This is a genomic window from Streptomyces collinus Tu 365 (assembly GCF_000444875.1).
Taxonomy (GTDB): Bacteria; Actinomycetota; Actinomycetes; order Streptomycetales; family Streptomycetaceae; genus Streptomyces; species Streptomyces collinus_A.
Map to the genome: position 1 here is coordinate 3,980,369 of NC_021985.1, position 19,432 is coordinate 3,999,800.

Genomic DNA, 19,432 nt, shown 5'->3' on the forward strand with positions numbered 1-19,432 from the left:
TGCATTAATTTGTCGCCGCGGCTCGATCCGCCGACTGATCAGCCCCCGCCGGGAAACCCGGCGGGGGCTGGGACAGGTGCGTCGCGGTCGGGGCGCGCTCCTTGGCCGTGGTCAGCGGGCGGGCGCCCCCCGCGTCCTGGTGCCCCGGGTCACTGCCCCTCGACCGGCAGGGTGACCTTGCCCCGGCCGATCTGGGTGCGTACCGCGCCGATGCTCGCGGCGATGACGAGGGCGATCGCGGCGGCCTCCACGGCGGACAGGGCCTGGTCGAGGATGAGGAAACCGGCCGTCGCCGCGATGGCCGGTTCCAGGCTCATCAGGATGGCGAAGGTGGAGGCGGGCAGGCGGCGCAGGGCCAGGAGTTCGAGGGTGTAGGGCAGCACCGAGGAGAGCAGGGCCACCGCCGAGCCGAGGGCGACGGTGGTGGGGTCGAGGAGCCGGGAGCCCGCCTCGGCGACGCCCAGCGGCAGGAACAGCAGGGCCGCGACCGCCATGGCGAGGGCGAGCCCGTCCGCCTGCGGGAAGCGGCGGCCCGTGCGGGCGCTGAAGACGATGTAGGCCGCCCACATGGCGCCGGCGCCCAGGGCGAAGGCGACACCGACGGGGTCGAGGTCACTGAAGCCGCCACCGCCCAGCAGGAAGACGCCTCCCAGGGCCAGACCGGCCCACAGCGCGTTGATCAGCCGGCGGGACGCCAGGACGGACAGGGCCAGCGGGCCGAGGACCTCCAGGGTGACGGCCGGGCCCAGCGGGATCCGGGCGACCGCCTCGTAGAAGAGGCCGTTCATCGCGCCCATGGCGATGCCGAAGACGACCACGGTGCCCCAGTCGGCGCGGGAGTGGCCGCGCAGCCGGGGCCGGCAGACCAGCAGCAGGACCACGGCGGCCGCGAGGAGCCGGAGGGTGACGACGCCGAGCGCACCGGCCCTGGGCATCAGGGTCACCGCCAGCGCTCCGCCGAACTGGACGGAGATGCCGCCGGCGAGCACCAGCCCGACGGGCCCGAGCGAGCCGAAGCCCCGCGGGCGGCGCGGGCCACCACCGCCACCCGGGGGTGCGGGCGCGGCTTGCGTCGGGGGTGCGGTGGCGCTGGGCGTGCTCACGGGCGGTCCTGGGGGCTGGCTCGGATCAGATCATGTTCATCTCGATGTACTACCGAGTCCAGGGTAATAGACCCCGTCAGGAGTGTGAACCCTTTATGTAGCTGTCCTGGATGGTGAGATGCACCGCGGTCACCTGCCGGACGACTGCTCCTGTTCGAGCACCCCCGGGGCTGAGAGTTCCCGCGTGAACCTGGGAAGTGGCTTATGCATCGGCGCCCTCCTCCAGTGCCTCCGCCAGCACCTCGGCCAGGTGCCGACCCCGTACGCCGGCGAGTTCTCGCAGCTGGGTCCGGCAGGAGTAGCCGTCCGCCAGGATCACGGCCTGCTCGGGGGCCCCGGTCACCGCCGGCAGGAGCTGCTCCTCGGCGCAGGCGCGTGACACCTCGAAGTGGCCCGGCTCGAAGCCGAAGTTGCCCGCCAGGCCGCAGCAGCCGCCGCTCAGTTCGCCGGTCAGGCCCGCGGAGGCGCGCAGCGCGCGGTCGGCGCTGTCGCCCAGGACGGCGTGCTGGTGGCAGTGGGTCTGGCCGGCGACCGGGCGGTCCACGGCGGGCGGTGTCCAGCCGGGGGCGTGCTGCTGGAGCGTCTCGGCGAAGGTGCGGACCGCCGCCGCCAGGCGGGCCGCGCGCGGGTCGTCGTGCAGCAGCTCCGGGAGGTCGCCGCGGAGGGCGGCCGCGCAGCTCGGTTCCAGGACGACGACCGGGGCACCCGTGCGCAGCACCGGCTCCATCAGGTCCAGGGTGCGGCGCAGCACCGCGCGGGCGCGGTCGAGCTGCCCGGTGGAGACGTAGGTCAGGCCGCAACAGACCCCGGCGCCCAGCGGCCGGGAGGGCGGCAGGACCACCCGGAGTCCGGCGGCCTCCAGCACCCTCACGGCCGCCCGCCCGACGGAGGGCGAGAGGTGTTCGGTGAAGGTGTCAGGCCACAGGACAGCCAGGTCGCCCGTGGTCCCCGTGGTCCCCGTGGTCCCCGTGGTGCGCGGGGTCCGCCGCCGCCACCAGCGGCTGAAGGGCTCCCGCGCGATCCGGGGGATCTCCCGCTCGGCCGCGATCCCGGCCAGTCGTTTCGCGGCCCGTGCGGGCGGGCCGGTCCGCGCGAGCGCGTTGAGCAGCGGGGCCGTGCGGGTCCGGGCCACCCAGCGCAGCCAGACCGGCAGCCGGCCCAGGGTGTGGTGGGCGGCCGGGCGGCGCCGGCCCGCGTAGTGGTGGTGCAGGAACTCGGCCTTGTAGGTGGCCATGTCGACGCCGACCGGGCAGTCCGAGCGACAGCCCTTGCAGGACAGGCACAGGTCCAGCGCGTCCCTGACCTGCGGGGACCGCCAGCCGTCCGTCACCAGCTCGCCCGCGAGCATCTCGTGCAGCAGCCGGGCCCGCCCGCGCGTGGAGTGCTCCTCCTCGCCGGTCGCCCGGAAGGAGGGGCACATGACGGCGGGTCCGGCGGCCGTCGTCGTACGGCACTTGGCGACGCCGACGCAGCGGCGGACGGCCGCGGAGAAGTCGCCGCCGTCGGCCGGGTAGCCGAAGGCCACGTCGACCGGGCGGCGGGGCAGGGCGGCGAAGCGCAGGTTCGCGTCCAGCGGGGCCGGGCGGACCAGCATGCCGGGGTTGAGGAGGTCGTCGGGGTCCCAGACCGCCTTGGCCCGCTCGAAGAGCCGCACCGTCTCCTCGCCGTACATCCGCGGCAGCAGTTCCGCGCGGGCCTGGCCGTCGCCGTGCTCCCCGGAGAGCGAGCCGCCGTGCGCCACCACCAGGTCGGCCAGTTCCTCGGAGAAACGCCGGAAGCGGCCGACGCCCGCCTCGGTGAGCAGGTCGAAGTCGATACGGACGTGGATGCAGCCGTCGCCGAAGTGGCCGTAGGGGGTGCCGCGCAGGCGGTGGGCGGTGAGCAGGGCGCGGAAGTCCCGCAGGTAGGCGCCGAGCCGGGCGGGCGGCACGGCGCAGTCCTCCCAGCCGGGCCACGCCTCGGTGCCGTCCGGCATCCGGGTGGCGGTCCCGCTCGCGTCCTCCCGGATCCGCCACAGGGTCCGCTGGGCCGCCGGGTCCGTGACCACGAGGGAGTCGACGACGTCGGCCGCGCGGACGACCGCCTCCGCACGCGCGCGTGCCTCGGCCGGCGCGTCCCCACCGGTCTCCACGAACAGCCAGGCACCGCCCCCGGGCAGCCCGGCCGGTGAGCGCACCAGGTCGGCCGCCATGCCCTCGACCGTCAGGGGCCGGTGCGGCAGCAGGCCCGCCGCGGCCTCGGCGGCCGCGCTCTCGTCGGCGTACCCCAGCACCGCGAGGGCACGCGCGCGGGGCGCCTCCACCAGCCGGACGACCGCCTCCGTCAGGATGCCGAGGGTGCCCTCGGAGCCGCAGAAGGAGCGGGCGACGTCGGCGCCCCGCTCGGGCAGCAGCGCGTCCAGGGCGTACCCGGAGATCCGGCGGGGCAGGTCCGGGAAACCGGTGCGCAACCGGGCCAGTTCGCCCTCCGCCAGCTCCCGCAGGCCCTCCGGCGCTCCGGCCCAGTCCCGTCCGAGCCGCAGCCGCCGCCCGCGCGCGGTGACGACGGACAGCTCCCGCACGGCGTCCGCGGTGGTCCCCCAGGCGACCGAGTGGGAGCCGCACGAGTTGTTGCCGATCATCCCGCCGAGCGTGCACCGGCTGTGCGTGGAGGGGTCGGGGCCGAAGCGCAGCCCGTGCGGGGCGGCGGCCTCCTGGAGGCGGTCGAGGACGAGACCCGGCTGGACCACGGCGGTGCGGCCGCCCGGGTCGAGCTCCAGCAGGCCGTTCATGTGCCGGGTGAAGTCCAGCACCACGCCCGTGCCGGTCGCCTGCCCGGCGATGGAGGTGCCGCCGCCGCGCGCCACCACCGGCACACCGCGCCCGCGGCACACCTCCAGCACCGCCGCCACGTCGTCGGCGTCCCGCGGGGACACCACCCCGGCGGGGACCCGCCGGTAGTTGGACGCGTCCATGGTCACCAGCGCCCGGGCGGTGACGTCGAAGCCGACCTCGCCCCGGACGCTCGCGCGCAGCTCCGCCTCAAGACCCGAGAGATCCGTCATGCGTTCCAGGATGCACACGACCACGGACAGTCACCGTCCGTTGTCCACAACCACCCCGAATCAGTCGTACGACCTCACAAGTCCAGGGGGCGGTGAACTCGTCTCATCGGACGGACATGGTTCCGTCCCGTTTCGTCTAGCGGATACCCTCCGACTCGTGGCCGACATCCAGATTCCCGCTGACATCAAGCCCGCCGACGGTCGATTCGGCGCTGGCCCCTCCAAGGTGCGCACCGAGGCGCTCGACGCCCTCGCCGCCACCGGAAGCTCCCTGCTCGGCACCTCCCACCGCCAGGCCCCCGTGAAGAACCTGGTGGGCCAGGTCCGCGAGGGCATCGGCTCCCTGTTCTCCCTGCCCGAGGGCTACGAGGTCGTCCTCGGCAACGGCGGCTCCACCGCCTTCTGGGACATCGCCACCCACGGGCTGATCGAGAACAAGTCCCAGCACCTCACGTTCGGCGAGTTCTCCTCCAAGTTCGCCAAGGCGGCCAAGCTCGCCCCCTGGCTGGCCGAGCCCACCGTCATCGCCGCCGACCCCGGCACCCACCCCGAGGCGCGCGCCGAGGCCGGTGTCGACGTCTACGCCTACACCCACAACGAGACCTCCACCGGTGTGGCCATGCCGATCGAGCGCGTGTCCGGCGCCGACGAGGGCGCGCTGGTCCTGGTGGACGCCACCTCCGGCGCGGGCGGCCTCCCGGTCGACATCGCCGAGACGGACGTCTACTACTTCGCCCCGCAGAAGTCCTTCGCCTCCGACGGCGGCCTGTGGATCGGCGTCTTCTCGCCGGCCGCGATCGAGCGCGCCGAGCGCGTCCACGCGAGCGGCCGCCACGTCCCGGAGTTCTTCTCGCTGCCCACGGCGATCGACAACTCCCGCAAGAACCAGACGTACAACACCCCGGCCCTCGCCACGCTCTTCCTGCTCAACCAGCAGCTCGAGTGGCTCAACGGGCAGGGCGGCCTGGCCTTCGCCACCGGCCGCACCAAGGACTCCTCGACCCGCCTGTACACCTGGGCGGAGGAGTCCAAGTACGCCACCCCGTTCGTCTCCGACCCGGCCAAGCGCTCGCAGGTCATCGGCACGATCGACTTCTCCGACGAGATCGACGCCGCGGCCGTGGCCAAGGTGCTGCGCGCCAACGGCGTCGTGGACACCGAGCCGTACCGCAAGCTCGGCCGCAACCAGCTGCGCATCGCCATGTTCCCGGCGATCGACCCGGCGGACGTCGAGGCACTCACCAAGTGCGTCGACTACGTGATCGAGAGGCTCTGACCTCCCGTCAACTCAGGTCGGAAGGGCGCCCGGTGCCACACCGGGCGCCCTTCGCGTCTCCGGACGCCCTCCGCGCCCTCGGCCCCGACCCGGCGCCGGTCCCCGGGCCGTGTCAGTTCCGGCGCCGCAGCCGCCGCAGTCCGAAGAGGGCGGCCGCGCCCACGACGACCACCACGGCACCGATCTTCAGGGTGCCGTTGCCGTCGGCCCCGGTGCCGCCGCCGGAGGCCGAACTGCCGCCGCCGGTGGTCGCCTTGTCCGACGCCCCGGCCGGCGCGTCCTGCGCCAGCACCTCGCTGTCGGCGCCCTCGGTGCCGTACATCAGCTTCGTCCCGTCGGCGGAGTACGAGACCGACTCGCCCTGGCCCTGCAGGGGCACGTCGAGCCGCCCCACCCGCTTGATCCTGCCGCCGTTCCAGTCGTACTGGATGCCGCCGAAGTAGCCCCGCACCACGAGTTGTTCGCCGTTCGGCGAGAAGGCCGCGTCGGTGGCCCACAGGTCCACGGCGGCGATCGGCTTGAACACGTTCGTGCCCGAGGTGCTCAGGTGCGCCGGTCCCTCGTACAGGTGACCGCCGTCCTCCTTCTTGTCGATGATGTACACGCGCCCGGTGCGGGGGTGCACGAGCAGTGACTCGGCGTTGCGCGCACCGTTCGCGTACTTCACGACGTACTGGGTGGCCCGCACGGTCTGGTCCTTCAGCACCTTCGGCTCGGGCAGCCGGTAGATCCACACGTACGGCCACTTGCCGTCGAGGTTGTCGCCGATGTCACCGACGTAGATCTGGTGGTCGGGCCCGATGGAGATGGCCTCCACGTCGCGCGGGGCACCGATACCGCGCAGGGTCACCGTGGCGACGGTGCGGCCCGTCCGGCTGTCGATCGCGTAGATGTACGGCCCGTCGTCGCTGTCGTTGTGCGTCCAGTAGATGCCCGGGTGCAGATGGGAGGCGGCCAGGCCGCTCGACTCCGTGATCCGCGGGTCCTTGATGGTGAACCCTTCGTCACCGGTGCCGCCGTCGGCGGCGGAGGCGGGCAGCGCGCAGGCGCCCAGGAGGAGGACCCCGGCGAGCAGGGCGAACGGTCGACGCATGCCCCAAGCCTGCCATTCACGCCGGGTGTTTACGGGGTGTGCGCCCGCGTCGGTGCACCGAGGGTGGCGGGCTTCACACCCCACCGGTCCGCGTGATCGTTCATCATGAGCGGATGCTCAGGTTCATGCCCGTAGGTGACTCCATGACGATCGGGAGCGCCGGCGAGCACACGTGGCGTTACCGACTGTGGCAGCACCTGTGCACGTCGTACGACGGACCCTTCACCTTCGTCGGCCCGCGCGAGACCCTGTACGACAAAGAGGCCGACGCCCCGACCTCCCTCGACTACGCCGAACCGCGCTTCCCACGGGCCCACCTGGCCGGCTGGGGCGAGGGCTGGCTGCACATGGCCCCGCTGATCGGCGAAGCGGTGCGCACCTGCAGGGCGGACGTGCTGCTCGTCTCCCTCGGCCTCATCGACCTGGGCTTCTACACCAACGCGGAGCAGACGGCCGAGAACGTGCGGGCCTTCGTCGCCGAGGCGCGCGCGGCGGCCCCACGCACCCGGATGGTGCTGCTGCCGGTGATCCCGAACGTCCGCGCCGAACTGGACGCCCCCTTCGCCGAGCAGGTGGACCGGTTCAACGTCCTGCTCGCGAAGGCGGTCGCCGACCTGGACGAGCCCCGGTCCCCGCTCCTGCTGGCCTCGCCGCCGGAGTCGTACGACATCCACGCGGACACGTACGACGGCACGCACCCCAACGAGAGCGGCGAACACCGGATCGCGGGGGCCTTCGCGGGGGCGATGTGGGAGGCGTGGGGATTCGGACAGGCGTACGCGGCTGGAACGGACTGACCTGATCCCGGCGCTTCCCGGTCACCGTGCGTATCGTTGAACAGCGCGGCCGCAACAAGGGAGACAGGATCGCGATGGCCGAGAGCGTCAACCCGATCAGGCTCGACGATCTGTTCGAGCGGCTCGAGAGGATGCCCGTCCCCGAGGGATACAAGGTCGAGGTCGTCGAAGGGACCGTCTACATGTCGGTCCCGCAGGACACCCACTGGGAAATCATCATGTGCATCATCGAGCAGTTGCGCACCAAGTACCCCCGGAAACAGGTGAAGTCCGACGTCCGGATCGACTACCCGGGCCACCTCAACGGCTTCGCCACGGACGTGACGGTGATCTCCGAGGGCGCCGAGCAGACGCCGGCCGGCCGATGGCGGCACAGCGACGTCGAGTTCGCCGCCGAAGTGATTTCCAAGGGCACCGCGGTCAACGACTACGGTCCCAAGAAGGCCGCCTACGCCGCGGCGGAGGTCCCGGTCTACCTCGTCGCCGACCCCTACCAGCGCCGGTGCCACGTCTACACCCAACCCAAGGAAGGCGGCTACGAGATCGAGACCACGGTGGCCTTCGGCAACGACCTGGACCTCACCGGCACGGTCGTGGGTCTCACCCTCAAGACCGACGAGTTCCCCCAGGACTGACCGGCCGCCCTTGCCTTGAGCGCACTCCAAGCCGTTGGCTGGGACACCATGAAGTACACGCAGCTAGGACGCACCGGACTCAAGGTCAGCCGACTCGTCCTCGGCACCATGAACTTCGGCCCGCAGACCGACGAGGCCGACAGCCACGCGATCATGGACGCGGCGCTGGACGCGGGCATCAACTTCTTCGACACCGCCAACGTCTACGGATGGGGCGAGAACAAGGGCCGGACCGAGTCCATCATCGGGAACTGGTTCGCCCAGGGCGGCGAGCGCCGCGACAAGGTGGTGCTGGCCACCAAGGTGTACGGCAACATGGCCGCCGACGGCGGCGCCTGGCCCAACCACGACAAGCTGTCCGCGGTGAACATCCGCCGGGCCGTCGACGCCAGCCTCAAGCGTCTGCGGACGGACTACATCGACGTCTACCAGTTCCACCACGTCGACCGGAACACCCCCTTCGAGGAGATCTGGCAGGCGATCGACGTCCTCGTCCAGCAGGGGAAGATCCTCTACGTCGGCTCCTCCAACTTCCCCGGCTACAAGATCGCCCAGGCCAACGAGGCCGCCGCCCGCCGGGGCGGCACCATCGGCCTCGTCAGCGAGCAGTGCCTGTACAACCTCGCCGAGCGGCGCGCCGAGATGGAGGTCATCCCGGCCGCGCAGGAGTACGGCCTCGGGGTCATCCCCTGGTCGCCGCTGCACGGAGGTCTGCTCGGCGGTGTGATCAAGAAGGAGGTGCAGGGCGGGCGCCGTGCCTCCGGGCGGGCCGCCGACACCCTGGCCGACCCCACCGCACGCGCGCAGATCCAGTCCTACGAGGACCTGCTCGACAAGCACGGTCTGGAGCCCGGCGAGGCCGCCCTGGCCTGGCTGCTGACCCGGCCGGGGGTGACCGGCCCGATCGTCGGCCCGCGCACCGCCGAGCAGCTCGCATCCGCCCTCAGGGCCGTCGAGCTGGAACTGTCGCAGGAGCTGCTGACCGGCCTGGACGAGATCTTCCCGGGCCCGGGGCCGTCCCCGGAGGCGTTCGCCTGGTAGCGCCCGGCGGCGGGGAACCGCAGGACGACAGGCGGTTCCCCGGCGTCCGGCCGGGTCTCTACCTGACCGCCGCCGCCACGGCCACCACCACGAACATCAGCACGAGCACACCGGCCATGATCCGGTTCCGGGATTTCGGGTCCACACGACGAGCCTAACCGGTCCGCCCGAGTGCCCAGCGGGCGACCGCCTCGTACCGGGGCTGCTCCCCGGGCACCCCGGAGGTGGGCAGGTTGCTGCGCACCAGCACCAGATCGGCCACGGACCAGGTGCGGCTCGTGAAGTCGCGCAGGCCCTCCACGTACGGCCGCGCGTCCACCCCGTCCCGGCTGCGTGCCACCGTCAGGTGGGCCTTGTAGCGGCGGTGCTCGCCCATCGGCACACCCGCCCTGCGGGCCGCCGCCTCCGCCCGGTCGGCCAGCAGCCGCAGGGCGTCCAGGTCACCGCGGGCTCCCGCCCACAGCGCCCGGCCGTGCCCGAACTGCCCGCCGCCCGCGACCGCCAGCGGGAACGGGTCGGTGCGCCGGGCCGCGTGCTCCAGCCGGTCCGACAGGTCGGGGACGAGTCCGTCGTCGACCTCGCCGTAGAAGGCGAGCGTGAAGTGCCAGCCGGGCCGGCCGGTCCAGCGCAGCCCGTCGGCACCCGGCAGCCGGCGCAACACGGCCACCTCGGCCGCCAGCTCGTCCGTCACGTCCGCGGGGGGCAGCACGGCGGCGAAGAGTCTCATGGCGTCACCCTGGCAGGGAACGGATCACGGGGCCAGCCGCCCGCCGGAAGCGGTGCGCGGGCGTCCCCGGGTCACCGGACCCGGCGCGCGGGCGGGCCCCCGGCACCGCCGGACGCGGTGTGCGAGCGTGCTGCGCGGGCGACCGGCGAGCGCGGAAGAAACCGTTGCCCCGGCGTCCCCGACCCGGCGTCATCGGCGGCATGGAGACCACCGGGAAGCCCGGCGTCAGAGCGGGCGGCCCCGACGACATTCCACTGGTCCTCGGCATGCTCGACAGCGTCGTGACGTGGCTGGTCGCGCGGGGGCGGACCCGGCAGTGGGGCAGCGGGTCCTGGTCGGGCGACCCGCGGGCGGTGGCGCTGGTCGAGCGGCACGTCACCGGGGGCTCGCCCGGGATCGCCGAGGCGGACGGGGGCCCGGCCGCCACGCTCACGCTCACGGACGGCCCCGCCCCCTGTCTGACGCCGGCGGACGAACCCGAGCGGCACATCCACCTGCTCGCCCGCGCCCGGCGCGCCCCGGGCCGCGGCACCGGTGCCGCCCTGCTCGCCCACACGGCCGCGGAGACGGGCCGGGCCGGGATCTCCCTGCTCCGGGTGGACCGCTGCACGGGCGGCGACGGCGGGCTGGTCGCCTGCTACGAGCACAACGGCTTCGTCCGCACCGAGTCCTTCCGCCACGGCGCGGACGACCGGCCGGGACAGGTGCCGGCCCGCAGGGTCTGGCGGAGCCCCACGCGCCGGGCGCTCCGGGCGCTCCGGGCCCACAGGACCCCGCGGGCCGGAGCCATAGGGCTCAGCGAAACCCAGCGAGCCCGACCCTCACCGCTCGGCGAAACCCAGCGAGCCCGACCCGCACCGCTCAGCGAAACCCAGCGAGCCCGGCCCGCAGGGTCAGGCGAACCCCGCGGGCCGGGCGCTCACGCTGCGGTGGCCAGCCGTTCCCGCTCGCGCGGGACGAACCGCACCTGCGGATGGCCGCGGTGCCAGCCCACCGAGAGGCGCAGACCGCCGACCCGGGCGAGGGCCAGGCCGACCGAGGCGGCCGCCGCGGCCGAGATGAGGCCGCCGAGGGCGAAGCCGACACGGGGGCCGTAGGTGTCGGTGATCCAGCCGACGACGGGCGCGCCGATCGGCGTACCGCCCATGAACACCATCATGAACAGGGCCATCACCCGGCCGCGCATGGCCGGGTCGGTGGCCATCTGCACGGAGGTGTTCGCGGTGACGTTGACCGTGAGCCCGCACACCCCGATCGGGACCATGAGCAGCGCGAACAGCCAGTACGACGGCGCCAGCGCGGCCACGGTCTCCAGGGCGCCGAAGGCCAGCGCGGCGGCGATCAGCAGACGCAGCCGGGCCGTGCCGCGGCGGGCCGCCAGCAGGGCGCCGCCGAGCGAGCCGACGGCCATCAGCGTGTTGAAGAGGCTGTAGGCGCCGGCTCCGGCGTGGAAGACGTCGTCGGCGTAGGCCGACAGCCACACCGGGAAGTTGAAGCCGAAGGTGCCGATGAAGCCGACCAGGACGATCGGCCAGATCAGCTCCGGGCGGCCCGCCACGTACCGCAGCCCCTCCCGCAGCTGGCCCTTGCCGCGCGGTGCGCGCTGGACCACGTGCAGCTCACGGCCGCGCATCAGGAGCAGGCCGGCCAGCGGGGCGACGAAGGACAGTCCGTTGAAGAGGAACGCCCAGCCGGTGCCCACGCCGGTGATCATGACGCCCGCGACGGCGGGACCGACCAGACGGGCGGACTGGAAGTTCGCGGAGTTCAGGCTGACCGCGTTCTGCAGCTGGTCCGGGCCGACCATCTCGGAGACGAAGGACTGCCGGGCCGGGTTGTCGACCACGGTGGCGAGACCGACGGCGAAGGCCGCGACGTAGACGTGCCACACCTGCACATGCCCGGAGAGGGTCAGGAAGGCGAGCGCGAGTCCCGTGAGCGCCATGGCCGACTGGGTCACCAGCAGCGTGGGGCGCTTGGGCAGCCGGTCCACGAGGACGCCGCCGTACAGGCCGAACAGCAGCATCGGCAGGAACTGGAGGGCCGTCGTGATGCCCACGGCCGCGGAGGATCCGGTGAGGCTGAGCACCAGCCAGTCCTGGGCGATGCGCTGCATCCAGGTGCCGGTGTTGGAGACGACCTGCCCGACGAAGAAGAGGCGGTAGTTGCGGATCCTCAGCGAGCTGAACATCGAGGACTTGCGGGATACGTGGGTGGACGTCGGTGCGGGGGCGGAAGGTGTTCCGGATCCCGAACTCAAAAGGGTTCGCCTCCTTCGGGGGCTGGTTACAGGTGGGCGAGCTTCTCCAGCACGGGGGCCGCTGCGCGCAGCTTGGCCCACTCGTCCTCGTCGAGGCCGTCGACCAGGCCGGCCAGGAACGCGTTGCGCTTGCGGCGGCTCTCCTCGAGCATCGCCTCGGCCTGTTCGGTCCTGGTGACGACCTTCTGGCGACGGTCGTCGGGGTGCGGCTCCAGACGGACCAGACCCTTGCCCTCGAGCAGCGCGACGATGCGGGTCATTGACGGCGGCTGGACGTGTTCCTTGCGGGCGAGCTCGCCCGGCGTGGCACTGCCGCAGTTGGACAGCGTGCCCAGCACCGACATCTCGGTGGGGCTGAGGGACTCGTCGACCCGCTGGTGCTTGAGCCGACGGGACAGCCGCATCACGGCGGAGCGGAGGGAGTTCACGGCGGCAGCATCGTCGCCATGGGTGAGGTCCGGCATGTTCCTTAGCGTAACTCATTACTCTGACTAAAGACCAACCCGACACGCCCAGTTGCCCGTGACGCCCGCCACGGAACCCCTCGATCACCCGAACGAGTGACACGGTTCCGGAAAGCGACGCATGGGACGACCCGATGTGGCGACCCTCGTACCCATGGGGACCACTGTGCTCAGCCTGCGGATGGACGGGGAGCTGCTCGAGAGGCTCCGGCACCACGCGGCCAAAAGGGGAATGAGCGTGCAGGACTATGTGGTCCGCACGCTCATTCGGGACGACTTCGACGAACGGTTCCAGACCGCCGTCGAGGAGACGGAGAGGTTCTACGGCGTCACGTGACGCCCCCGTCTCAGGTCAGGCCGAGGGCCGGCATCAGGTAGTAGAAGGCGAACACCGCCGAGACGACGTACATCGGGACCGGGATGTCCCGGGGCCGGCCGGCCGCCAGGCGCAGCACGACGAAGGTGATGAAGCCCATGCCGATGCCGTTGGTGATCGAGTAGGTGAACGGCATCATGAGCATGGTCACGAAGGCCGGGATCGCGATGGTGTAGTCCGCCCAGTCGATCTCCTTGACGGAGTTCGACAGGATCAGGAAGCCCACCGTGATCAGCGCCGGGGTGGCCGCCTGCGAGGGGACCATCGTGGCGATCGGCGTGAGGAAGAGGGCCACGGCGAACAGGCCGCCCGTGACGATGTTCGCGAAGCCCGTGCGCGCGCCCTCGCCGACACCGGCCGTGGACTCCACGAACGCGGTGGTGGCCGAGGAGGAGCTGGCGCCGCCCGCCGCGACGGCGAGGCCGTCGACGAAGAGGACCTTGTTGATGCCGGGCATGTAGCCCTGGGCGTCGGTCAGCTTGGCCTCGTCGCTGATGCCCATGATCGTGCCCATGGCGTCGAAGAAGCACGACAGCAGGACCGTGAAGACGAAGAGGACGCCGGTCAGCACGCCGACCTTGCCGAAGCCGCCGAAGAGGCTGACCTGGCCGACCAGGCCGAAGTCGGGGGTGGCCAGCGGGTTGCCCGGCCACTTCGGGACCGTCAGGCCCCAGTTCGGGACCGTGGCGACGGCGTTGATGATCAGCGCGAGGACGGTCATCCCGACGATGGAGATCAGGATGGCGCCCGGCACCTTGCGGACGATCAGGGCGAAGGTGAGCAGCGTGCCCAGGATGAAGATCAGCACCGGCCAGCCGGTGAGGTGACCGTTGACCCCGAGCTGGAGCGGGACGGTGGTCTGGGCGACGTCCGGGATGCGGGTGACGAAGCCGGAGTCGACCAGGCCGATCAGCATGATGAACAGGCCGATACCGATCGAGATCGCCTTGCGCAGGCCGAACGGGACGGCGTTCATCACGCGCTCGCGCAGACCCGTGGCGACCAGCAGCATGACCACGAAGCCGGCCAGGACGACCATGCCCATGGCGTCCGGCCAGGACATGCGGGGGGCGAGCTGGAGCGCGACGACCGAGTTCACGCCGAGACCGGCGGCGAGCGCGATCGGCACGTTGCCGATGACCCCCATGAGCAGCGTGGTGAAGGCGGCCGTCAGGACGGTCGCGGTGACCAGCTGGCCGTTGTTCAGGTGGTGTCCGTACATGTCCTTCGCGCTGCCGAGGATGATCGGATTCAGCACGATGATGTACGCCATCGCGAAGAAGGTGGCGAAACCGCCACGGATCTCACGGCCCAGAGTGCTGCCGCGTTCCGAGATCTTGAAGTAGCGGTCGAGAGCGCCGTACGCGGGCGAGCCGCCCGGCATCTCGGGGGTGGGGACCTTGGCAGGCGCCGAGGTGGACATGCGGGACCTCATCACCGACGGGGTTCCCCCGAGCCCCATTGGAGTTTCATACGAGCAGAAGTGGTCAAAGGCAAACGGTTTCAGTATGAAGGTATGAGTCGGAGATCGCTATCTCCGCGCGTAGACCCGCCAGGCGCTTAAGCTGTGCCCATGGCTAAGTGGACCCCCAAGCACGAGGCGCCGGAGCCCCTGGAGGGCCCCGTGGTCGCCACCATCACCGGCGGCACGATCGTGTGGTTCGTCCTCTTCCTGGTCCAGCTCCCCTTCTACGGCTGGTTCGCGGACCACGGGCACGCCTGGTGGGTGTGGACCTGCCTGGCCGGCGGCGGGCTCGGCCTGATCGGTGTCTGGTACGTCCGCAGGCGGGACGCGGCGCTCAAGCGGTCGGCCGCGCTGGAGTCGGCGTCCGTCGAATAGCCCCGTACGGCGGACGGCCGCACCGGCCGGCCGTACGACCTGGGCAGGACCACCGGTCATCCCCTGGTCGGAAATTCACCCCACTCGGCAGGTGAACCGACAAAAGCGCACGTACCGTCGAATGCATGACGCACATCGACGCGGGCGCCGAACTCGACCCCGTGCACCCGGTGGCCCTGCCCGAGAGCCGCTCGGGCGGGCTGACCGGCGCCGAGGTCGCGGAGCGCGTCGCGCGCGGGCAGGTCAACGACGTGCCGGTGCGCAGCAGCCGCTCGATGGGCGAGATCGTCCGCGCGAACGTCTTCACCCGGTTCAACGCGATCATCGGTGTGCTGTGGCTGGTCATGCTGTTCGTCGCGCCGATCCAGGACAGCCTGTTCGGCTTCGTGATCCTCGCCAACACCGGCATCGGCATCGTCCAGGAGTGGCGCGCGAAGCAGACCCTGGACTCGCTCGCGGTGATCGGCGAGTCCCGGCCGACCGTCCGCCGCGACGGCACCGCCGTGGAGGTCCCCACCAGCGGGATCGTCCTGGACGACCTGGTGGAGATAGGCCCCGGCGACAAGGTCGTCGTGGACGGCGTGTGCGCGGAGGCCGACGGTCTGGAGATCGACGAGTCGCTGCTCACCGGCGAGGCCGACCCGGTGGTCAAGCGCTTTGGCGACCCGGTCATGTCCGGCAGCTTCGTGGTCGCGGGCGGGGGCGCGTTCCGGGCCACCAAGGTGGGCCGTGAGGCCTACGCCGCCCAGCTCGCCGAGGAGGCCTCCCGCTTCACCCTCGTCCACTCCGAGCTGCGCACCGGCATCTCCACGATCCTCAAGTACGTGACCTGGATGATGGTGCCGGCCGCGATCGGCCTGGTCGTCACCCAGCTGGTGGTCAAGAGCGACGGGCTGAAGGACGCGGTGGCCCGCACGGTCGGCGGGATCATCCCGATGGTGCCCGAGGGCCTGGTGCTGCTGACCTCCGTGGCCTTCGCCATCGGCGTCATCCGGCTGGGCCGCAAGCAGTGCCTGGTGCAGGAACTGCCCGCCATCGAGGGGCTGGCCCGGGTCGACACCGTCTGCCTGGACAAGACCGGAACCCTGACCGAGGGCGGCATGGACGTCACCGGCCTCCAGCCGCTGGGCGGCGCCGACGAGACGTACGTGCGCAGGGTGCTGGGCGCCCTCGGCGAGTCCGACCCGCGGCCCAACGCCTCCCTCCAGGCGATCATCGACGCCTACCCCGACAGCGAGGAGTGGCGCTGCGTCGAGTCGCTCCCCTTCTCCTCCGCCCGCAAGTACAGCGGCGCCACCTTCAGCGAGGGCGACGGCGAGGCCAGCACCTGGCTGCTGGGCGCCCCCGACGTGCTGCTCGCCGACGGCGACCCGGCCCTGGCCGAGACCGAGCGGCTCAACGAGCAGGGGCTGCGGGTACTGCTCCTCAGCCGCGCCACCCGGGACCTGGACGACCCCGAGCCGGCCAGGGGCGCCCGTCCCACCGCCCTCGTCGTCCTCGAACAGCGGCTGCGGCCCGACGCCGCCGGCACCCTCGGCTACTTCGCCCAGCAGGACGTCCGCGCGAAGGTCATCTCCGGCGACAACGCGGTGTCCGTCGGGGCGGTCGCGGCCAAGCTGGGCCTGTCCGGCACGGCGGTGGACGCGCGCCGGCTGCCCGCCGAGCGCAAGGCGATGGCGGACGCGCTGGACGAGGGGACCGTCTTCGGCCGGGTCACCCCGCAGCAGAAGCGGGACATGGTGGGCGCGCTGCAGTCGAAGGGGCACACCGTCGCGATGACCGGCGACGGCGTGAACGACGTCCTCGCGCTCAAGGACGCGGACATCGGCGTCTCCATGGGCTCCGGTTCGGAGGCCACCCGGGCGGTCGCGCAGATCGTCCTGCTGGACAACAGCTTCGCCACCCTGCCCTCGGTGGTGGCCGAGGGGCGCCGGGTCATCGGCAACATCACCCGCGTGGCCACGCTGTTCCTGGTCAAGACGGTGTACTCGGTGCTGCTCGCCGTGCTGGTGGTGTGCTGGCAGGTGGAGTACCCCTTCCTGCCCCGGCACCTGACCCTGCTCTCGACCCTCACGATCGGCGTCCCGGCCTTCTTCCTCGCCCTCGCCCCCAACGGGGAACGGGCCAGGCCCCACTTCGTCCGCAGGGTCATGCGCTACTCGATCCCGGGCGGGGTGGTGACCGGCGTGGCGACCTTCGCGACGTACCTGATCGCCCGCCACCACTACACCGGCCCGGACTCCCTGGAGGCGGAGACCAGCGCGGCGACCCTGACCCTGTTCCTGGTCTCGATGTGGGTCCTGGCCATCATCGCCCGCCCCTACACGTGGTGGCGCGTCGCCCTGGTGGCGTCGATGGGCCTCGCCTTCCTCCTCGTCCTCGCGGTCCCGGCCCTGCAGACCTTCTTCGCCCTGAGACTGGTCGGCCTGGCGATGCCGTGGACGGCGGTGGGCATCTCGGTGGTGGCGGCGGCCACCCTGGAACTCGCCTGGACATGGGTGGACCGCCGCTTCCCGGCGTGACCGGTCAGACCGAGGGCCACATGGTCCGGCCGGCCGCGAGGCCCCCCTTGCCGTCGCCGGCGTAGAGGCGCAGGTCGCCGCTGGAGGTCAGGGCGGCGAGGTCGGCCTTGCCGTCCCCGTCGAAGTCACCGCCGAGCACGCGGCGCATGCCGCCCCAGGTCTTGTCGGGCCACATGGAACGGCCCTTGTCGAAGGTGCCGTCGGCCTTGGCCGGGTAGAGGCTCAGGGAGCCGTCCGCGGCGACGGCGGCGACGTCGTCCCGTCCGTCCCCGGTGAAGTCACCCGTGGCGATCTGCTTCTTCTTCCAGGTCTTGTCCGGCCACATGGACTTCTTCTGGTTCACCAGGTTCCCGTCGCCGTCCCTCTTGTACGTGTAGAGGGAACCGTCGGGCCACTGGAACAGCGGGGTGTCGCGTCCCGGGGTCGTGCTGTGCAGGGTGGCGACGGGCAGGCCGTCCTTCCAGGCGGTGTCGTTCCACAGCTTGGCCCGCGTCCAGACGGTCGGGATCAGGGAGTGCTTCGAGGCCAGGTAGAGATCCCCGCCGTCCTCGACGGTGATCGCTTCGAGCCCCGTCGCCGCCTGGAAGTCGCCCGCGACCATCTCCTTCACGCCGGCGCGGCCCAGGGAGTCGAGGTGACTGCCGTACTCCAGCGTGCCGTCGGCGCGGCCCAGGAAGACGTGCGCCGTGCCGTTGACCAGGACGGCCGCGATGTCCGTGCGCCCGTCGTGGTTGAAGTCGGCCGCCGTGACGGCGTCGCCGACATGGTCCTTACGGGACTTCAGGCGCACCTGCTGGACCCACCCGGCGATGTCGTCGACCCGGGTCGCGACGGCCCCCGTGCGGGTCTCCGTGGAACCGAAGCAGCCACCGCTCCAGGAGCGGGCGACGACCGCCACCAGTCTGCCCCGGCCGTCGAGCACCGGGCCGCCGGCGTCTCCCGGGCACAGGGCGCCGGAGTCGGAGCCGGGTGAGACGGTGAGGGTCGACGCGTCCACGGCGTCCACGCCGAAGGACGCGGTGTGCGCCCGCCCGGGGACCCACTCGTTCCTGGTGCGCCCGTACCCGACGGCTCTGAGCCGGTCCCCCGTGACCGGAGCGGTGGTGCCCACCGGGGCCGCCGTGATGCCGGGGAACGGCCCGTCCAGCGGGTTGTCGATGGTGGCGGGGTTGCCGATCCGCGCCATGACCAGGTCGCGATCCGGGTGCGGGACGAGTTCCAGGACCTTCTGCTTGGCGGTCTCGGCCGCGTCGGGCCCGTTGCCGTCGGCGGTCACGACCGTGGTGTGCGCCGGTGCCCCCGCGGGGATCCGGGTGCCCTGCTGGGGGTCGGCGGCCAGGCAACTGGCGGCGGTGAGCACCCACTGGGCGTCGACGAGGGTGCCGGAGCAGGCGCGTTCGTCGTCACGGCCGACGTTGATGTGCACCTTGAGCGTGTACTGGTCGGCGCTGTCGGCGACCTGGTCGCCGACGACGGACCGGGCCGGGGGTGCCAGCAGCAGTCCGGTGGTGAGGCCCGCCGTCAGGACCCCGGTCACCCACACCGTGCGCTTCCCGCGCGTAGGGGGCTGTGTCACGTCTTCCTCGAATCACAAGGTCTGTTCTGCGAAGGCAGATGTCGGATCCGTGCACGCCTCGCGCACGGACAGGGGCGGTGGTGGCGGGTCAGCCGGTGACGCGCAGTTCGACGAGCACCGACCTGGCCCCGCCGACGGTGCCTTCCCCGACCGATTCGAAGCCGCCCTGGGGCACGTTGACGGTCGTGGTCTCGCCGTTGGCCGTCAGGTCCGCGCTGACCGGGTGGTCGGCGGCCTCCACCGCGAAGACCCTGGGGAGTTCGAGCGTGAGCCGGCCGGTCTTGGCCAGCGCCTCGAAGCAGTAGGTGCCCTGGCGGCCGACGGAGTCGTCCTTGACGGTCTGCACTCGGATCTGCTGCGCCGTCTGGTCGCAGTCGACGAGGAGGATGTGGCCGTCGCCCTTCTTCAGCTTGATCCCCTTCTCCGTCAGGATGCGGTCGGCCTGGGGATACCCGTAGTCCTCGACGGCGACGGGCGGGGCCGAGGCGGGCGGGGTGGTCGGCGGGTCGTCGGCGGCGGCGACGGACACACCGGCCAGCGTGGCGAGGCCGGCCACGGCTGCGGACACGATGAGTTTTCGGGCAGGAGAAAACACAGAGGGATACCTTCCAAAAAAGGATTTCTCAAAGTGGCGAGGACCTCGTAGCGAGGCTGACGGAGACGCCAGGAATCAACCCCC

General features: G+C 71.9%; 16 protein-coding genes. 7 read left to right on the forward strand and 9 right to left on the reverse strand.

Annotated features, from left to right (window positions below; translation table 11 throughout):
* Positions 1–149: 149 nt before the first annotated feature.
* The gene (locus B446_RS17225; RefSeq protein ID WP_020940729.1) at positions 150–1,103 is read right to left on the reverse strand and encodes an EamA family transporter; all 954 of its coding nucleotides are present in this window, start codon (positions 1,101–1,103) and stop codon (positions 150–152) included.
* Between the two features lie 202 nt (positions 1,104–1,305).
* Positions 1,306–4,146, reverse strand: coding sequence for an FAD-binding and (Fe-S)-binding domain-containing protein (locus B446_RS17230; protein ID WP_043478482.1), 2,841 nt, complete (start codon positions 4,144–4,146; stop codon positions 1,306–1,308).
* 157 nt (positions 4,147–4,303) lie between these two features.
* On the opposite strand from B446_RS17230, the gene serC reads away from it, so the two are divergent.
* Positions 4,304–5,422: a phosphoserine transaminase gene (serC, locus tag B446_RS17235; protein WP_020940731.1), complete on the forward strand. Its 1,119-nt coding sequence runs from the start codon at positions 4,304–4,306 to the stop codon at positions 5,420–5,422.
* A 112-nt stretch (positions 5,423–5,534) separates the two neighbouring features.
* Here serC and B446_RS17240 read toward each other — a convergent pair whose 3' ends face one another.
* On the reverse strand, positions 5,535–6,515 hold the full coding sequence (locus B446_RS17240; RefSeq protein ID WP_020940732.1) for a hypothetical protein: 981 nt from the start codon (positions 6,513–6,515) through the stop codon (positions 5,535–5,537).
* A gap of 113 nt (positions 6,516–6,628) precedes the next feature.
* Between B446_RS17240 and B446_RS17245 the strand changes: the two genes are divergently transcribed.
* The 3 genes from B446_RS17245 (at position 6,629) to B446_RS17255 (ending at position 8,988) form a co-directional block, all read left to right on the forward strand.
* Positions 6,629–7,312 (forward strand): GDSL-type esterase/lipase family protein, encoded by a 684-nt coding sequence (locus B446_RS17245; protein WP_020940733.1) that lies wholly within the window; start codon positions 6,629–6,631, stop codon positions 7,310–7,312.
* A 74-nt stretch (positions 7,313–7,386) separates the two neighbouring features.
* The gene (locus tag B446_RS17250; protein ID WP_020940734.1) at positions 7,387–7,947 is read left to right on the forward strand and encodes a Uma2 family endonuclease; all 561 of its coding nucleotides are present in this window, start codon (positions 7,387–7,389) and stop codon (positions 7,945–7,947) included.
* A 48-nt stretch (positions 7,948–7,995) separates the two neighbouring features.
* Complete coding sequence (locus tag B446_RS17255; RefSeq protein ID WP_020940735.1) at positions 7,996–8,988, forward strand: aldo/keto reductase; 993 nt, start codon at positions 7,996–7,998, stop codon at positions 8,986–8,988.
* Between the two features lie 154 nt (positions 8,989–9,142).
* On the opposite strand, the gene thpR is transcribed toward B446_RS17255, so the two are convergent.
* The 3 genes from thpR to B446_RS17270 form a co-directional block, all read right to left on the reverse strand.
* Positions 9,143–9,715: an RNA 2',3'-cyclic phosphodiesterase gene (gene thpR, locus B446_RS17260; RefSeq protein ID WP_020940736.1), complete on the reverse strand. Its 573-nt coding sequence runs from the start codon at positions 9,713–9,715 to the stop codon at positions 9,143–9,145.
* A gap of 919 nt (positions 9,716–10,634) precedes the next feature.
* Positions 10,635–11,906 carry an MFS transporter gene (locus B446_RS17265; protein ID WP_020940737.1) on the reverse strand — a complete coding sequence of 424 codons (1,272 nt, stop codon included), beginning with the start codon at positions 11,904–11,906 and terminating at the stop codon, positions 10,635–10,637.
* 95 nt (positions 11,907–12,001) lie between these two features.
* Entirely contained in the window at positions 12,002–12,439 is a 438-nt protein-coding gene (locus B446_RS17270) for a MarR family winged helix-turn-helix transcriptional regulator (RefSeq protein ID WP_020940738.1), read from the reverse strand.
* A 154-nt stretch (positions 12,440–12,593) separates the two neighbouring features.
* Between B446_RS17270 and B446_RS17275 the strand changes: the two genes are divergently transcribed.
* Positions 12,594–12,776 (forward strand): ribbon-helix-helix protein, CopG family, encoded by a 183-nt coding sequence (locus tag B446_RS17275; RefSeq protein ID WP_043478484.1) that lies wholly within the window; start codon positions 12,594–12,596, stop codon positions 12,774–12,776.
* A gap of 10 nt (positions 12,777–12,786) precedes the next feature.
* Here B446_RS17275 and B446_RS17280 read toward each other — a convergent pair whose 3' ends face one another.
* A complete protein-coding gene (locus B446_RS17280) occupies positions 12,787–14,238 on the reverse strand; it encodes an NCS2 family permease (RefSeq protein ID WP_020940740.1) in 1,452 nt (483 codons plus the stop codon).
* 150 nt (positions 14,239–14,388) lie between these two features.
* Here B446_RS17280 and B446_RS17285 point away from each other — a divergent pair, with 150 nt between their 5' ends.
* Positions 14,389–14,655 carry a DUF2530 domain-containing protein gene (locus tag B446_RS17285; RefSeq protein WP_078614734.1) on the forward strand — a complete coding sequence of 89 codons (267 nt, stop codon included), beginning with the start codon at positions 14,389–14,391 and terminating at the stop codon, positions 14,653–14,655.
* Positions 14,656–14,780: 125 nt separating this feature from the next.
* Positions 14,781–17,177 (forward strand): cation-translocating P-type ATPase, encoded by a 2,397-nt coding sequence (locus tag B446_RS17290; protein ID WP_020940742.1) that lies wholly within the window; start codon positions 14,781–14,783, stop codon positions 17,175–17,177.
* 4 nt (positions 17,178–17,181) lie between these two features.
* On the opposite strand, the gene B446_RS17295 is transcribed toward B446_RS17290, so the two are convergent.
* Together B446_RS17295 and B446_RS40270 are read right to left on the reverse strand one after the other, a co-directional pair.
* Entirely contained in the window at positions 17,182–18,753 is a 1,572-nt protein-coding gene (locus B446_RS17295) for an FG-GAP-like repeat-containing protein (protein WP_234967506.1), read from the reverse strand.
* Between the two features lie 88 nt (positions 18,754–18,841).
* A complete protein-coding gene (locus B446_RS40270; RefSeq protein WP_020940744.1) occupies positions 18,842–19,321 on the reverse strand; it encodes a hypothetical protein in 480 nt (159 codons plus the stop codon).
* Between the last annotated feature and the right edge of the window lie 111 nt (positions 19,322–19,432).

Excerpts from the sequence above, each read along its gene's own strand:
- B446_RS17285 (WP_078614734.1), top strand. The coding sequence starts at position 14,389 with ATGGCTAAGTGGACCCCCAAGCACGAGGCGCCGGAGCCCCTGGAGGGC.
- B446_RS17280 (WP_020940740.1), bottom strand. The coding sequence starts at position 14,238 with ATGTCCACCTCGGCGCCTGCCAAGGTCCCCACCCCCGAGATGCCGGGC.
- B446_RS17290 (WP_020940742.1), top strand. The coding sequence starts at position 14,781 with ATGACGCACATCGACGCGGGCGCCGAACTCGACCCCGTGCACCCGGTG.
- B446_RS17240 (WP_020940732.1), bottom strand. The coding sequence starts at position 6,515 with ATGCGTCGACCGTTCGCCCTGCTCGCCGGGGTCCTCCTCCTGGGCGCC.
- B446_RS17275 (WP_043478484.1), top strand. The coding sequence starts at position 12,594 with ATGGGGACCACTGTGCTCAGCCTGCGGATGGACGGGGAGCTGCTCGAG.
- B446_RS17255 (WP_020940735.1), top strand. The coding sequence starts at position 7,996 with ATGAAGTACACGCAGCTAGGACGCACCGGACTCAAGGTCAGCCGACTC.
- B446_RS17250 (WP_020940734.1), top strand. The coding sequence starts at position 7,387 with ATGGCCGAGAGCGTCAACCCGATCAGGCTCGACGATCTGTTCGAGCGG.
- thpR (WP_020940736.1), bottom strand. The coding sequence starts at position 9,715 with ATGAGACTCTTCGCCGCCGTGCTGCCCCCCGCGGACGTGACGGACGAG.
- B446_RS17230 (WP_043478482.1), bottom strand. The coding sequence starts at position 4,146 with ATGACGGATCTCTCGGGTCTTGAGGCGGAGCTGCGCGCGAGCGTCCGG.
- B446_RS17265 (WP_020940737.1), bottom strand. The coding sequence starts at position 11,906 with ATGTTCAGCTCGCTGAGGATCCGCAACTACCGCCTCTTCTTCGTCGGG.
- B446_RS17245 (WP_020940733.1), top strand. The coding sequence starts at position 6,629 with ATGCTCAGGTTCATGCCCGTAGGTGACTCCATGACGATCGGGAGCGCC.
- B446_RS17270 (WP_020940738.1), bottom strand. The coding sequence starts at position 12,439 with ATGCCGGACCTCACCCATGGCGACGATGCTGCCGCCGTGAACTCCCTC.